General features: G+C 64.7%; 15 protein-coding genes. All 15 read right to left on the reverse strand.

Annotated elements, in window-relative coordinates:
* Window positions 1-284 precede the first annotated feature (284 nt).
* The gene (gene fliJ, locus CGX12_RS16355) at window positions 285-728 is read right to left on the reverse strand and encodes a flagellar export protein FliJ (RefSeq protein ID WP_094040916.1); all 444 of its coding nucleotides are present in this window, start codon (window positions 726-728) and stop codon (window positions 285-287) included.
* Window positions 728-2,059, reverse strand: a complete 1,332-nt coding sequence (gene fliI, locus CGX12_RS16360) for a flagellar protein export ATPase FliI (protein ID WP_094040917.1) — start codon at window positions 2,057-2,059, stop codon at window positions 728-730. The genes fliJ and fliI overlap by 1 nt, the downstream gene beginning before the upstream one ends.
* Window positions 2,046-2,855 (reverse strand): flagellar assembly protein FliH, encoded by an 810-nt coding sequence (gene fliH, locus CGX12_RS16365; RefSeq protein ID WP_094040918.1) that lies wholly within the window; start codon window positions 2,853-2,855, stop codon window positions 2,046-2,048. Before fliH ends, fliI begins: the two co-directional genes overlap by 14 nt.
* Window positions 2,852-3,895 (reverse strand): flagellar motor switch protein FliG, encoded by a 1,044-nt coding sequence (fliG, locus tag CGX12_RS16370; protein ID WP_094040919.1) that lies wholly within the window; start codon window positions 3,893-3,895, stop codon window positions 2,852-2,854. The genes fliH and fliG overlap by 4 nt, the downstream gene beginning before the upstream one ends.
* Window positions 3,885-5,573 (reverse strand): flagellar basal-body MS-ring/collar protein FliF, encoded by a 1,689-nt coding sequence (gene fliF, locus CGX12_RS16375; RefSeq protein ID WP_176442099.1) that lies wholly within the window; start codon window positions 5,571-5,573, stop codon window positions 3,885-3,887. The genes fliG and fliF overlap by 11 nt, the downstream gene beginning before the upstream one ends.
* A gap of 26 nt (window positions 5,574-5,599) precedes the next feature.
* Window positions 5,600-5,914 carry a flagellar hook-basal body complex protein FliE gene (gene fliE / locus CGX12_RS16380; protein ID WP_094040921.1) on the reverse strand — a complete coding sequence of 105 codons (315 nt, stop codon included), beginning with the start codon at window positions 5,912-5,914 and terminating at the stop codon, window positions 5,600-5,602.
* A gap of 90 nt (window positions 5,915-6,004) precedes the next feature.
* A complete protein-coding gene (locus tag CGX12_RS16385; RefSeq protein WP_094040922.1) occupies window positions 6,005-7,381 on the reverse strand; it encodes a sigma-54-dependent transcriptional regulator in 1,377 nt (458 codons plus the stop codon).
* On the reverse strand, window positions 7,382-8,413 hold the full coding sequence (locus CGX12_RS16390; RefSeq protein ID WP_438273043.1) for a sensor histidine kinase: 1,032 nt from the start codon (window positions 8,411-8,413) through the stop codon (window positions 7,382-7,384).
* A 49-nt stretch (window positions 8,414-8,462) separates the two neighbouring features.
* Window positions 8,463-9,902 carry a sigma-54 dependent transcriptional regulator gene (locus CGX12_RS16395; protein ID WP_094040923.1) on the reverse strand — a complete coding sequence of 480 codons (1,440 nt, stop codon included), beginning with the start codon at window positions 9,900-9,902 and terminating at the stop codon, window positions 8,463-8,465.
* 509 nt (window positions 9,903-10,411) lie between these two features.
* On the reverse strand, window positions 10,412-10,807 hold the full coding sequence (gene fliS, locus CGX12_RS16400) for a flagellar export chaperone FliS (RefSeq protein WP_094040924.1): 396 nt from the start codon (window positions 10,805-10,807) through the stop codon (window positions 10,412-10,414).
* 2 nt (window positions 10,808-10,809) lie between these two features.
* The gene (locus CGX12_RS16405; protein WP_094040925.1) at window positions 10,810-11,109 is read right to left on the reverse strand and encodes a hypothetical protein; all 300 of its coding nucleotides are present in this window, start codon (window positions 11,107-11,109) and stop codon (window positions 10,810-10,812) included.
* Window positions 11,106-12,533, reverse strand: a complete 1,428-nt coding sequence (fliD, locus tag CGX12_RS16410; protein ID WP_094040926.1) for a flagellar filament capping protein FliD — start codon at window positions 12,531-12,533, stop codon at window positions 11,106-11,108. Before fliD ends, CGX12_RS16405 begins: the two co-directional genes overlap by 4 nt.
* Before the next feature lie 9 nt (window positions 12,534-12,542).
* Complete coding sequence (locus CGX12_RS16415) at window positions 12,543-12,914, reverse strand: flagellar protein FlaG (protein WP_094040927.1); 372 nt, start codon at window positions 12,912-12,914, stop codon at window positions 12,543-12,545.
* Between the two features lie 132 nt (window positions 12,915-13,046).
* Window positions 13,047-14,570 carry a flagellin gene (locus tag CGX12_RS16420; protein ID WP_094040928.1) on the reverse strand — a complete coding sequence of 508 codons (1,524 nt, stop codon included), beginning with the start codon at window positions 14,568-14,570 and terminating at the stop codon, window positions 13,047-13,049.
* Window positions 14,571-14,624: 54 nt separating this feature from the next.
* Window positions 14,625-14,820: hypothetical protein (locus tag CGX12_RS20125; RefSeq protein ID WP_217898196.1), on the reverse strand; the 196-nt coding region annotated here is incomplete at its 5' end.

Here is a 14,820-nt window from a genome sequence, read left to right on the forward strand (position 1 = left end):
GACTCCCGCCCATCGGCCTTGTCGGCCTCAGCGGCTTGCCTGCCGCCGGTTTCCGCCTCGCCGAGCCGGCGCTCGGCGCTCTGCATGGTGTCGGCGAAGTTGCCCCCACCGCCGGCCTGGGCTCCCTGACCGGCGGTAGCCGCCGGTGCCGGGGCGACGGGCTGAATCATCATGTTCATGAACCACCTTCAATATCGGCCTGGGCCGTCGGAACTCGCTGTTCGTCAATGACCGCTGCTGTGCAAACTATCAAGCTGATTATGTTATGCAAATTGTGTGCCTGGCTACGAATGCCGGTGCTTGTGAAACCGGTAGATCGCCATGTTGTCCAGCATCTTCTGTTCGCTGCGCGCCGCCGCCTGCTCCTTGCGCAGCGCCTCCCGCTCCAGCAACCGGGCGATGGCCTGGCGGCGGCTTCTCACCTGCAGCCAGCCGGCCCGGGACTGCTCCACCTGGGCCCGGGCCTGCTGCAGCCCCTCCAGTTGCTGGCGCTGGGCCACCTCCAGCTTGTCGATAAAGCCCTGGAAGTGGCCGTACTGATGGGCGCTCAGCCCCTCTCGGCCCCGGTTCTGGAACTCCTGGCTGTAGTGGCGCTGGTACTGGCTCAGGGTCTGCTGCTGCTGTTGCAGCAACTGCAGTTGCTGCCGGGCCGCGGTCAGTTGGGCCGCCGCCTGGCGCTCCTCGCCGTCCAGCTTGTCCAGCAGCAACAGCAGGGCCTTGCTGCTCATCAGCCGGCCCTCTGCAGCGGCCGGGTCAGCACTTCGAGTTCACCCACGCTGGCTTCCAGGTTGATCACTTCCTTCATGCCCTGGGTCAGGAAGCGCTCCAGCCGGGGACGGATATTGATGGCCAGATCCAGGCGCGGATCGGCGCCCTGCTGGTAGGCCCCCAGGTTGATCAGATCGTGGTTCTGCTGGTACAGGGCATAGGCCTGCTTGGCGGCCCGGGCGCAACGCTGGTGCGCCTCCGTGGTCACCGCCGTCATCACCCGGCTGATCGATTTCTCGATGTCGATGGCCGGATAATGACCGCTGTCGGCCAGTTGCCGCGACAGCACTATGTGGCCATCGAGGATGGCCCGGGCGGCGTCGGCGATGGGATCCTGCAGATCGTCCCCCTCGGTCAGCACGGTGAAGAAGGCGGTGATGCTGCCCTGCCCCTCGGCGCCGTTGCCGGCCCGCTCCACCAGCGCCGGTAATTTGGCGAACACCGAGGGCGGATAGCCCTTGCTGGCCGGCGGCTCGCCCACCGCCAGGGCGATCTCCCGCTGGGCCTGGGCATAGCGGGTGAGGGAGTCCATCAGCAGCAGCACATTGAGTCCCTGATCCCGGAAGTATTCCGCCAGGGTCAGGGCGGTTTCGCAGCCCTTGAGCCGCATCAGCGGCGAGGCGTCGGCCGGCGCGGCCACCACCACGGCGCGGGCGCGCCCCTCCTCCCCCAGGATGACGTCGATGAACTCCTTGACCTCCCGGCCCCGCTCGCCGATCAGGCCGACCACCACCACATCGGCCTTGGCGCCCCGGGTCATCATGCCGAGCAGCACGCTCTTGCCCACCCCGGAACCGGCGAACAGGCCCATGCGCTGGCCCTGGCCCACGGTCAGCACCGCGTTGATGGCCCGCACCCCCACGTCCATGGGCTGCTCGATGGGCTTGCGCGCCATGGGATTGAGCCGCTGGGCGCTGAAGTCGGCGGTGGCGGCGGCCTGGATCGGGCCCCGGCCATCCAGGGGCTGGCCGATGCCGTCGATAACCCGGCCGAGCAGGCCCATGCCCACCGGCACCCCGGCCCCTTCCCCCACCGGGGTGACCCGGGCCCCGGGAACCACCCCCTTGAGGGATTCACTCGGCATCAGGAACAGCTTGTCTTCGGCAAAGCCCACCACTTCGGCGTCCATCTCCCCGAACAGGGTCTGGATCCGGCACTGGCTGCCGACCGCCGCGGTGCAGCCCACCGCCTCCAGGGTCAGCCCCACCACCCGGGTCAGGCGGCCGCTGGCCACCATGGCCGGCGCCAGGCCCCGGGTCTGGTAGGCGGCCAGCCGCTCACTCAGGACCATGGAAGCGGCTCCAGTTGGCCTTGATAAAATTCGCCATCAGTTGATCGATGCGCCCGGCCAGGCTGGTATCCAGGGTGGACAGGGCCGTCTTCAGGCGCAGGCTGCCCCGCTCGAAGCCCGGATCGGGCACCAGCTCCCAGCCCCGGCGGCCGAGGCTCTCCTGATCGTACTGGCGCTGCAGCAGCTCGATATCCTCGGGATGCAGGTAAAGGGTGATCTGGCCATCCTGCCCCGGCAGGGCGGCCACCGCCTCCTGCACCGTGGCCAGCAGCAGGCGGGGCGAGGTCTCGGCCTCGGCTTTGAGCAGGTTGCGGGCCAGCTCCAGGGCCAGGGTCACCAGGCTCTGCTCCACCGCCTTGTCGATGGCGGCCAGCGGCCGGCTCAGTTGTTCGAGCAGTTGCTGCCAGCGCGCGGCCAGCTCGTCGATGCGCTCCTGTCCTTCCGTCAGCCCCTGCTCCAGCCCCTGGGCCAGGCCCGCCTCATGGCCCTGCTGCAGGCCGGTCAGCCGTCCTTCCTCCCGGCCCTGTTCAAAGCCCTGTTGCCGGCCTTCCTCGTAGCCTTCGTCGTAGGCGGCCTGGCGGATGGCGTCCAGCGCCTCCGCCGTCAGCGGCTCGGGCTGCTCTTCCGGCTCCAGCTCGACCGCCGGCGCTACGGCCGGCAGGGGCGGCACATAGCCCAGAGCATTGCCGCCGGGCCGGCGCTTGCGCCCGTCCTCGGCCATGTCCGGCCAGGGCCAGCTTTCCACCTTCTGCCCGGCATCGGGGCGCAGGTACTGCCTGATCTTGTCCTTGCTCATACGTAATCGTCACCCGGCCCCTTGGCCAGGGAGATTTCCCCCTCGTCGGCAAGCCGCCGGGCGATGGCCAGGATTTCCTTCTGCGCCAGCTCCACCTCGCTGACCCGTACCGGGCCCATGGCGTCGATATCTTCCTGCAGCATTTCCGCCGCCCGCTTGGACATATTGCGGAAAAACTTCTCCTTGAGCATGTCGTCGGCCCCCTTGAGGGCACGCTGGATCAGTTCGTTGTTCACCTCGCGCAGCAGCATCTGGATGCCCCTGTCGTCCAGATCGATCAGGTTCTCGAACACGAACATCAGATCCTGGATCTTCATGCTCATCTCTTCGTCCTGCTCGCGGATGGAATCCATCAGCACCCCTTCGATGGCGGTATCGAGGTAGTTCATGATGTTGGCCGCCGCCTTCAGGCCGCCCATCTTGGCGGACTGCACCCCGGTCTGGCCGGCGAACTGCTTCTCCATGATGTCGTTCAGCTCCTGCAGGGCGGCCGGCTGCACCTCTTCCAGCTCCGCCACCCGCATGATGAGATCGAGCCGCACCGGCTCGGGGAACTGCTGCAGAATTTCGGCGGACTGCTCCGGCTCCAGGTAGGCCAGCACTATGGTCTGGATCTGGGGATGTTCGTTCTGGATCAGGCTGGCCACCTGGCGGGCGTCCATCCACTTGAGGGAGTCCAGGCCGCGGGAGCCGGTGCCGGCGGCGATCTGATCCACCAGCCGGGTGGCCTTGTCCTCGCCCAGGGCCGCCACCAGGGCGTTGCGCACGAAGTCGTGCACCCCGACCCCGATATTGGTGAAGCGCTGGATATCCTCGATAAAGAGGCGGTGCACCGCCCCCACCTTGTCGGGACTGAAATCGTTGGCGGTGGACATCATCATGCCCAGCCGCCGCACCTGGGTCGGCTCCAGGTGGCGGAAGATCTGGGCGGCGTCGTCTTCCTTCAGGCTCAGCATCAGCAGGGCGGCCTTTTCCACCCCGCTCATCTTGTGCAGCAGCAATCGCTGTTCGTCGTCGATGGTGATCTCGTTAGCGCTCATCGCTCTTTATCCAGTATTTGATGACCTGGGCCGTCAGGTCGGGCTCGTTGGCCACCAGGGCGCGCACCACCCGCAGCAGATCTTCTTCCTTGTGCAGTTCGGGCAGCATCAGCTTGCCGTCCTGAATGCCGAACATGTCCTCTTCCGCCTGCTGCGCCAGCAGGCTCAGGTTATCCGAGCCGAGCAGCGCGCTCTGGGAGTCCAGATCCACGTCCTCGGGCAGCTTGTCGTCGGCGTTGAGCAGGCGCATCACCATGGGCCTGACCAGGGTCAGCAGCAGCACCACCAGCACCACCACGGCGCCCAGGATGCGCATCAGGTGCCAGAACCAGGGCTGCTCGTAGAAGGGTTCATCCGCCAGACTGTCGAAGTCGGGCCGGTTGAAGGGCACCGACACCACCTCGATGGCGTCGCCCCGGCTGACGTCGAAGCCCAGGCCGCCGCGCAGCAGCCGGTCGATGCGCTGCAGCTCGTCCTGGCTGAGCGGAACCTTGTCGACCCCACCCTCGGCATTGGGCACCGTCTTGTAGTCCACCGCCACCGACACCGTCAGCCGGCGGATGTCGCCCACCGCGCTTTCGGTGCGGCTGATGGTGGTGTCCAGCTCGAAGTTGCGGGTGGCCTCGCGCCGGTTGCGCTCGTTGCGCGCCTTTTCCTGGGCCAGGCCCTCGGCCTCTTCGGGAATGTCCGACTCCATCGGCGGCTGGTTGGTCAGGGCGCCGGGAATGCCCACCGGGCCCAGGCCCAGGGTGTTGTCCTCCATCACCATTTCCGAGCGCACCGCCGGCATGTCGGGATTGAACGACTTGACGGTCTGCTCCTGGCGGGTGAAGTCGAGGCGCACGTCCACCTCGGCGGTGTAGTTGCCAAGCCCCAGCACCGGGCTCAGGATGGCGTCGATTTTTTGGCGATACTCCGCTTCCTGCTTCTGCTGCAGTTCAAACTCGCGCCGGGTGCGGGCCGCCATGGGATCCTGGGAGCCGGAATTGAGCAGGCGGCCGTTCTGATCGGTGACGGTCACCCGTCCCGGGGTCAGATCCGGCACCGCCGAGGCCACCGTATCCACGATGGCGTCCACTTCTTCCTGGCGCAGGGTGCTGCCCCGCCTCAGGTTCAGCACCACGGTGGCGCTGGGCTGGCGCCGGTCGCGCACGAACACGTTCTCGCGGGGAATGGCCAGCAGCACCTGGGCCTGGGCCACGCTGTTGTATTGCTCGATCACCCGCGCCAGCTGGCGCTCGCGGCTGAGGTTGAGCCGCTCCCGCTCCAGCCGCTGGCTGATGCCGAAACCGGGATCCGACAGCAGTATGGCCTCGCCCTCGGGCAGGCTCTGGCTCAACCCCGAGCGGCGCATGCCCAGCTGGATATCCTGGAACTTGTCCGCCCGCACCAGCACCGTATTGCCTTCGACCTTGTAGGGGATCTTCTGGGTGTCCAGGTAGTCGAGGGTTTCGATCAACTCGGCGTTGTCGTAGATGCCGAGCGGGCGCATTTCCGGCTCCTTGCCCCACAGCAGCACGAACACCGCTATGGCCAGGCAGATGGCCAGCACCAGCACCAGCATGATCTGGCGCAGCAGGTCGCTGTTGCTCAGGATGGCGAGTGGGGTGCTTTTCTGCTCATCGGCTTCCAGCCCAGTGCCGTCGCCGTTCGCCAGCGCGTTCTTGTCGGCTTCCACCAGCGGATTATCGGCCACCTGCTACCTCACACCGGCATGTTCATGATGGTCTTGTAGGCGTCCACCAGCTTGTTGCGCACCTGTACCGTGGCCTCGAAGGCGATGCCGGATTTCTGCGCCGCTATCATCACCTGCTCCAGGCTCACCGCCTCGTCGCCCAGCTCGAAGCGGCCGCGCAGCGAGTCCGTGCTTTGCTGCAGCTCGTTGACGTTGTTGATGGCCTTGCTCAGCAAGGCGGAGAAATCCTGATGCAGGCCGGGGGCATTTACCTGATTGGGGGTTCGCATCTCCCCCTGGAGCGCTTGCATTTCATTCAGCAAGGCACTGGCTTTGATGTCCATCGACACGGCTCCTGATCATTCCGTAAATTCGGTATTTTGACGTTGGCGATAATAATGCAATAAACAAGCCAGGGCTAATATTTACTCGCCCTATCCGGGCAGGCTGATGCCCGCGTCCCGCATCCGGGCCAGCTTGTAGCGCAGGGTACGGGGGCTGATGCCCAGCTTTTCCGCCACCAGCCGGCGGCTGCCGGCGCAGGCGTGCAGCGCCTGCAGTATGATCTGGTGCTCCTGGCTTTCCAGCTCCCGCCCCAGGGAATCGGGGGCGGACACCGGGGCGGAAGGCGGATTTCCGGGCGCCGGGCTGCCGGGCGCCGGGATAGCAGGCGCCGGGCTGCCGGGTAGCGGCGCATCCAGCAGGATGTCGCCGGCCTCGACCCTCTCTCCGGCCGCCAGGATCAGCGCCCGCTGGATCACGTTCTCCAGCTCCCGCACATTGCCCGGCCAGTGGTATTGCGCCAGGCGCCGGCAGGCCTGTGCGGACAGCGCCATGCCGCCGCGCCCCAGGCTCCTGGCATGGCGGGCCAGCAGGCACTCCGCCAACGGCAGTATGTCGCCGGGCCGTTCGGCCAGGGCCGGCCAGGCCAGGGGAAAAACGTTGAGCCGGTAGTACAGATCCTCGCGAAAGCGGCCCTCGGCCACCGCCTGGCGCAGATCCCGGTTGCTGGTGGCCAGCACCCGCACGTCCAGCGCCAGGGTCTTGCGCCCGCCCAGCCGTTCCACTTCCCGCTCCTGCAGCACCCGCAACAGCTTGGCCTGCAGGCCCAGATCCATTTCGGTCACCTCGTCCAGCAGCAGGGTGCCCTGGTGGGCCTGTTCGAACTTGCCCGGACAGGCCTGCACCGCCCCGGTGAAGGCCCCCTTCTCGTAGCCGAACAGGGTGGCCTCCAGCATGTTGTCGGGAATGGCGGCGCAGTTGATGGCCACGAAGGGTCCCCCGGCCCGGGCCGAACGCCGGTGGATAAAGCGGGCCAGCACCTCCTTGCCGGTGCCGCTGGGGCCCGAAATCATCACGCTGGCGCCGGAGCGGGCCACCCGCTCGGCCAGCTGCAGCAACTGGACGCTGCGGGGGTCCGCCACCACCGGCTCGCCCTCCTCGCCCGGGGCCGGCTCCAGGTAGCGGGCTATCTGGGCCAGCAGGGCGGCGGGCGCGAAGGGCTTGGCCAGGTAGTCCACCGCCCCGGCCCGCATGGCCGCCACCGCGCCCGCCACCTGGGCGTGGGCCGTCATCACCAGTACCGGCAGGCCGGGAAAGCGGCCGCCGATCCACTGCAACAGGGCGATGCCGTCCATGCCGGCCATCTGCACGTCGGTCAGCACCATGTGCACGGCCTGCTCGTTCAACAGCGCCATGGCCTGCTCGGCGCTGGCGGCACAGCAACAGCGATAGCCCGCCAGCAGCAGGGTGTCCTCCAGGGCCTGGCGCAGGCCGCAGTCATCCTCGACGATCAGTATCTGTGCGCTCACCTAGCTTCCCCCTGGTTCCGCCGGCAACAAGGGCAGTTGCAGGCTGAATTCGGCTCCCTGCCCCGGCGCCGACCACAGCCCGATCCGCCCCTGGTGCGCCTGCACCACCGATTGCACCGCCGCCAGCCCCAGGCCGGTGCCCTGGCTGCGGGTGGTGAAGAAGGGCTCGAACACCCTGGCCTGCAGGGCCTCGTCCATGCCCTTGCCGTTGTCCCGGACCCGGATGCAGAGGCCACCGTCCTGCTCCGCCGCCGTCAGCCGGATACGGCTGGCACCGGCCTCCAGGGCGTTTTCCACCAGGTTCAGCAAGGCGCCGCACAGGCTGTTGCCGTTGCCCAGCAACTGGGCGGCTCCGACCGGATCCAGCACTATCTCGGCCGCCTCCGCCGCCGGCAGGGCCTGGGCCAGCTCCTGCACCTGCCGCAGCAGGGTGTCGACCCGCAGCGGCTCGGCCAGCGGCGCCTGCTCCCGGCGGGCGAACAGCAGTATGTCGCCGATCTGGCGCTCGATGTCGGCAAGCCGTTGTTGCAGGCGCCGGCAGAAGTGTCCGCGCTGCTCGTCGCTCAGGGACGGGCTGGCAAGGTTGGCGCCGTAGAGCATGGCCGCCGACAGGGGAGTGCGGATCTGGTGCGCCAGGGTGGCGGCCATCTTGCCCAGGGCTTCCAGCCGGCGGGCATGCCCCTGCCGCTCGGCCCAGGCGCGGGTGGGAGTCATGTCGGTCAGCTGGATCAGCTGCCCCGGGCAGCCGGCCAGATCGGCGATGGCCAGCTGGATCCGCCGGCCGTCATGCAGCGACACCTGAAAGCCGTCGTCCGGGCGGGGCACGAAGGCCCGCGCCACCACCGCCAGCCAGGGCTGCCCCAGCAGGGGCTCACCCAGCAGGGCCTGGGCGGCCGGGTTGGCCCCGGTGACGATGCCGCGCCCGTCCAGCCACAGCAGGCCGCTGGGCATGGACAGGAGCAACTGCTCCAGTTGTTCGGCTTCCAGCAGGGAAAGCCAGCGGGTATCGGTAGTGGAATGGGCATGTGTCATGGCCGGCAAACATTCAATATCCATGCCATCTCATCTGGATCCCTGCCCGTCAATATTCCCGGCTGATGCCGTATTTTTTCATCTTTTCCACCAGGGTGGTACGGCGCATGCCCAGCTGCTCCGCCGCCCGCGCCACCACCCCTTCGTTGACGTCCAGCGCCTGGCTGATCAGCTCGATCTCGATGCCGGCCAGCATCTCCTTGAGGTTGATGCCTTGCGGACCGAGCGGCGGCACCCGGAGCACCTCGCCGCCGGCCTCCTCGTCGGCACCGAATTCGAAGAAGGCTCCCGCGTCGTCGTCCTCCGCCTCATCCCGGCTGCCGAAGAGGGCCGCCAGGGCGTCCCGCTCGTCTTCCTCACGGCAGGCGGCGGTGCCCTCCCCCGCGCTGCCGCGGTAGCGGGCCGGCAACTGCTCCGGCTCCACCCGGCAACCGGGGTAGAGAATGAACATTCGCTCCACCAGGTTGGACAACTCCCGCACATTGCCGGGCCAGTCGTGTTGCTGCAGGGCGGCCCGGGCCGCCGGCGAAAACGACAGCTCGGCCCCGTGGTGCTGGCGATGACGCTGGATCAGCTCCTCCAGCAGCAGGGGGATATCCTCCCGGCGCTCGCGCAAGGGCGGCACCTGGATGGGAAAGACGTTCAGGCGGTAGTAGAGATCCTCGCGAAAGCGCTGCTCGCGGATCATGGCCTCCAGATCCCGGTGGGTGGCGGCGATGATCCGCACATCGGCCCGGATGGGCCTGGTGCCCCCCACCCGCTCGAAGGTGCGCTCCTGCAGCACCCGCAACAGCTTGACCTGCATCGGCAGGGGCATGTCGCCGATCTCGTCCAGGAAGAGGGTGCCCCCCTCGGCCAGCTCGAAGCGGCCCTTGCGGGCCGACACCGCGCCGGTAAAGGCGCCCTTTTCGTGGCCGAACAGCTCGCTTTCCAGCAGCTCCGCCGGTATGGCGCCGCAGTTGACGGGCACAAAGGGGCCCTCGGCCCGCTGGGACAGGGCGTGGATGGCCTGGGCGATCACCTCCTTGCCGGTGCCGGACTCGCCCAGCAGCAGCACATTGGCCTGCTTGTCGGCCACCTGCCGCAGCAGCGCCTTCACCTCCTCCATGGCCGCACAGCGGCCGACCACCTGGCGGTGCAGCCGCTGCTCCTGCCCGGCCGGCGCCAGGTAGCGCCTGGCCTGCTCCAGCAGGGGGGTGAGTTCGTGATAGGTCAGCTCGTCCAGCCGGCCGACCAGGTTGGCCGCCGTGACCGGCAGGGCGCCCAGGCTGATAAAGGCATGGCGGGGAAAGGCCGCGATCAGCTCCGGTGCCTGGGGCGAGTCGCCCAGCAGCACGCAGATCGGCGCCCCGGCCTGGCCGAGCAGGCCGGTGGCGTTGTCGCCCGGACAGCTGCGCCAGTGAAGCTGCATAAAGGAAAGAATGGCTTCGAGACGTGTACGACGGACATCGTCGCTATCGATAATCAGTACACTTCCGTAAGATCCCATAGGATGGAACAATCCTTACACTCAGAACATGCTTATGTCGTGGGAGACAGGGGACCATCCCGATCCCCTCCCGGCTCGTTGTTTTCGGTGCCCGCGGGCACCTCTTTTGATTAGGCTGACTCTGTTGCTCCGGCGTCAGCAAGCCGGCACAGGGCAGGATAAAACAGGACCCATTAAGGTACTTCCTGGCCAAGCATGCTGCCGGGATTCTGACACAGGCGTCAAAAAAACTCGACATCGAACTATTACTTTTAGGCGATAAGTTGATCTCGATCAAGCAAGTACCCGTTACCACGCCCATAGACATTTGAATCCATTCCGCTCGTCGTTCCCCCCTTCCCCGCCCCTGCCGCCTTTTTGACAGCGGTGGCGACGCCCCATCGTCAGGGCCGGTATCGGCCCGCCGAAGCAACCGGCAACACGGCCTGGCGCAGGGAACGGCGCACACGCAAAAAAGGCGCCGAAGCGCCTTTTTTAGCCTGCCCGGCTTTCAGCCGGGCCGGTGTGACTTATTCCGGCAGCGCCTGCTGCTCGGGCGGGATGGCGTCCCAGGCTTCCTTGATCTCGCGGATAAGCCGGCTCACGGTTTCGATGCGGTTGCCGTCATTTTCGGCATTGGCCAGCAGCAGCTCGCGCACCGCGTAATCGTAGATGTTGTCGAGGTTGGCAGCGATATCGCCGCCGGCGTCCTGGTCCAGGGCGCCCTGCAGCTCGCTGATGATGCTGATGGCGCTGCCCACCAGCTCGCCCCGGCGGGCGATATCGTTCTGCTCGGCCGCCGCCCTGGCCTTGGCCAGGCGTTCCAGCACGCCCGCCAGCAGCATCTGCACCACCTTGTAGGGGCTGGCCACGTTTTTCTGGCTGTCGACCGCCACGGATTTATAGGCTTTGAGGGAACCGCGCATTATTACTCCTGTTGTTTTACCTGGTTGTAGGCCCGGGCGGAGGCCTGGCCCTTTTTCATGGTGGCCAGCCGCTCGGCGAGCCGTGCCCTGGCCTGCTCGGCGCCCTGCTTGAGCGCCCGGGATCGGTCCACCAGGGCCTGGGCCTGTTCGGGGCTGATACTGGCCTCGGCGATCACCGCCTGCAGCAGGGCGCCGCGCTCTTCAAGGCGGCTGTTGAGCGCCGCCTCGTCCAGCTGCTCGGGCTGCTCGAAGATGGCAAGCAGCTCCTGGTCCAGTTCGAGCAGCCGCGCGAGATGGCTCATTTCTTTCTCCAGCTGTTGAAATCGGGCATGCTCTCGAAGGCGCTGACCACGGAGTTAAGCTGCTGGTTCATCCGCGCCACGGCGATGTCCATGGCGGAAAACTGCTTGTAGGTGCGCGCCTCGAATTCCTCCATGCGCAGGGTAAAGGCGTCCGCCTCCTTCTCCAGCTTTTTCATCTGCTCGCGCAGGGACTTGTCCTTTTCGGTCAGCATGCCTTCCTTGCCGACAAAGCCCTCGAGCAGGTCGTCGAGTTTTTCCGCCACCCCCTTTTCGGAAGCAAACAGCAGCCCCACCTTTTCGAAGTTTTCGTCCACCTGCTTCTTGAGCAGGGCGGCGTCCAGCTCTATGGTGCCGTCCTGCTTGGTGGTAATGCCGAGGTCGGTCAGGCTCTTCACCGGCGACACCGCCCCTTCCACCGCCTCGCTCAGCAGGGCGCGGATCTGGGCGGTGATGGCCCGGGCGCTGCCGTCGCCGTTGAGCGGCCCCGCCTTCTGGGTCTCGACGTTGTAGGCGGTAAGTTGCTTGATGGTGCTCATCACCTTGTTGAAGGACTCGACAAAGCCCTTGAGGTTGGTTTCCACCGACGTCTTGTCGTAGCCGATGGTCAGGGTGGTGGCCTTGCGCTCGGTCTTGCTGTCGTCGGTCCAGTCGCTGACCTTGCTGGCGGTCAGGGTCAGGCCGGTGACCGCGTCCTTGAACTCGTTGGTGGCGCTGGTAATGGTGGCGCCATCCAGCTTGATACGGGCATCCTGCGCCGCTTGCAGGGTATCAAAATTGCCCAGCAGCGCCAGGCTGGCCGGGTTGCCGTTATGGTCGTCACCGTCGCCATTGCCGCTAACGGACAGGCTGACTTCATTGGCCACGCCGGTTTTTTCGGCAAAGAGCACCAGCCGGGAGCCCAGATCGTCGGTCACCACCGTGGCGCGTACGCCCTTGTTGTCCTCGGCATTGTTGATGGCCTCGGCGATATCCGCCAGGCTGCTTTTGTCCCTGGCGATATCGACGCTAAAGCTCTCGCCGTTGCTGGTCAGCTCCAGGGTGCCCGAGCCCAGCTGCAGGGATTTGGCGTTTTCACCCGTAATATAGTCGGAGCCGATTTTGTGGGCCTCGGCCAGCTGCTCCACCACCAGGCTGTAGCTGCCCGCCACCGCGCTCTTGTCGGCCTTGGCGGTGAGAAAACCGGACTCGCTGAAGCGCGCCGAGCGCTTCTGAAAAGCCTCTTCGTCGCCCAGTTTCTTGAGCGCGGTTTTAAATTCGTCCAGCACGCTTTTCAGCCCGCCATAGGCGGACAGCTGCACGTCAATGCTGTTGGCGCGCCGCGCCAGCTGCTGCTCCTTGGGGGTGCGCTCGGCGCTGACCACCGCGTCCACAAAGCTCTGGATGGGAAAGCCCGAGCCCACCCCGGGCAGTTTAAGACCGGACATTGGGCCTCCTTATACCTTTACGTCTATCAGGCCGCCGCTGGCCTCGGCCAGGCGGGCGATAATGTCGAGCAGCTCTTCGGTGGGGATCTGGCGGATGGTTTCGCCACTGGTTTTGTCCACCACCGTGACCACCTGGCGGCCCGAGTCTTCGTCCACGCTGAATCTAAGCCCCCGGTTAAAGCTGCCGGCCAACTCCTCCATCCGCGCCGCCAGCTCTTTCAGTTGCTCGCGCTCCAGAGCCCCTCTCTCGGCCTTGGCCGCCTCGGGCACGGCCTGGGCGGTTTGCGCCGCCTCGCCCACCTTGGGGGCCAGCTCTTTGGCCTTGAAGGCGGTGTCGGCGGTGGTGGTCATGGTTTTTTGGGTCAGCGGTTGAGTGTCCATAAATGCTCCTGCTGTCAGCCAGGCCTTAAGCTGAAGGCTGGTTCGCCCTGCGTTCCAGCCTTCAGCTTAAGGCTCGCCGTCACTTAAAAAGGGGCGTTGCCGCCCCTTGAGAGTGTATCAAACCCGGTCGCCTTAACCCAGCAGGGACAACGCCGCCTGAGGCAGCTGCTTGGCCTGGGCCAGCACGGAGGTACCGGCCTGCTGCAGGATTTGCTGCTTGGTCAGGTTGACGGTCTCTTCCGCAAAATCCACTTCCTTGATCCGCGCCATACCGGCGGCGGCGTTTTCACGGATATTGGCCAGGTTATTGATGGTGCTGTTCATCCGGTTCTGGAAGGCACCCAGATCGGAACGCTGGGAGTCGATCTGAGCAAGAGCGGCATCGATAACTTTAATAGCGCTTTGAGCACCATCGGAGCTGGCGATATTCAGTGATGCAATATCATCACTCTTGGTAGTTGCAGTATCAATCAAGGTTGTTGCAGGAGTAGCTCCATCAGCTGCAAACTCTTGAACTGTAATACCTGCGTCAGTTTTGGAATCGCTCAATACAATATAACCCTGCGAAATAAAGGCCATATTTGTAGCAGCATCAACAGCAGCGGGAATTCCTGCAACACCATCAAGATTTACTTTTGCCACATTAAAAGTTTCAGCGGCATCACCATCAGCACCTGAAAAGTCAGACAAAGCAATATCTTCACCGTTGGCTGATGTCAAAACCAGCGCGGAAGTACCATCATCCTTAGTAATAACTTCTGCGGAAACGTTAGTCGCTGATGATTTACCATTGATTGCAGATGCCAGCTCAGCCAGGCTGTTAGCGTTACTTGCATTGTAGCTGACGTTCTCACCATTCAGTGTGAATGTAACATTTTCACCTGCATCAATACCTGCCAAGCCAGTAATCTCGACTTTATTGGTGGCTTCGGCGGTAACACCTGTCACACTGCTCTGGGCATTAATAGCTGCTGCCACATCATTTGCTTCTGCGTTATCAGCAGCAGCAGGAAGAGTAATGGTTGCAGACCCGGCTGAACCAGTAATGGTCACTTTACCACCATCACCAAAAGCTTCTCGCCCAGTCAGATCGGCACCAACACTAATTGCACCTACTGCATCACCATCAAGTTCAACCTTATTCAGTCCCAGGCTGCTTGCGCTGATGTTATTGAGTTTAAGACCGAGTGTTTCGTTAGCCTGAGCACCAATCTGGAAATCACGAGAGCCAAAAGTGCCATCCAGCAGCTTCTGGCCACCAAAGGAGGTGGTTTCGGCGATACGGGTCAGCTCGGCCTGCAGGGCAGAAACTTCTTTCTGCATGGCGGCACGATCTTTGTCGGTGTTGGAACCGTTCGCTGCTTGCAGGGAAAGGTCGCGCATCCGTTGCAGGATGGAGGTAGACTCCTGCATGGCGCCTTCGGCGGTCTGGGCGATGGAGATACCGTCGTTGGCATTTTTCATTGCGACCCCTAAGCCGCGCACCTGGGAGTTCAGGCGGTTGGAGATCTGCAGGCCGGCGGCATCGTCCTTGGCGGAGTTGATGCGGTTACCGGAAGACAGCCGCTCCATGGAGGTGGCCAGGGCGCTGCTGGAGGCGTTGAGGTTACGCTGAGCGGTCATGGAAGTGACGTTGGTGTTGACATTAATCGCCATATTAAAACTCTCCGTTGAGGATGGTCCCGGCCCTTGCCGGTATTGCTTGCTTGTTCAGGTTATCGGCGGACTCATCAGCGACTTTAGTGATTTTTTCGCCGGGGAGGCTTCCCCTTCCGCCCTTGGGCCTGTGCTGGGGTTATCGGAGCGGCGGGCAAAAGCTTTAATGAAAAAATGACCGAAATGGGTGCCAATGAGATCCGGATCTCGCTGCCGGGCCCTGGCTTCAGGCGGTATCTTATACAAAACT

Origin of the sequence: Zobellella denitrificans (assembly GCF_002237365.1) — a bacterium.
Taxonomy (GTDB): Bacteria; Pseudomonadota; Gammaproteobacteria; order Enterobacterales; family Aeromonadaceae; genus Oceanimonas; species Oceanimonas denitrificans.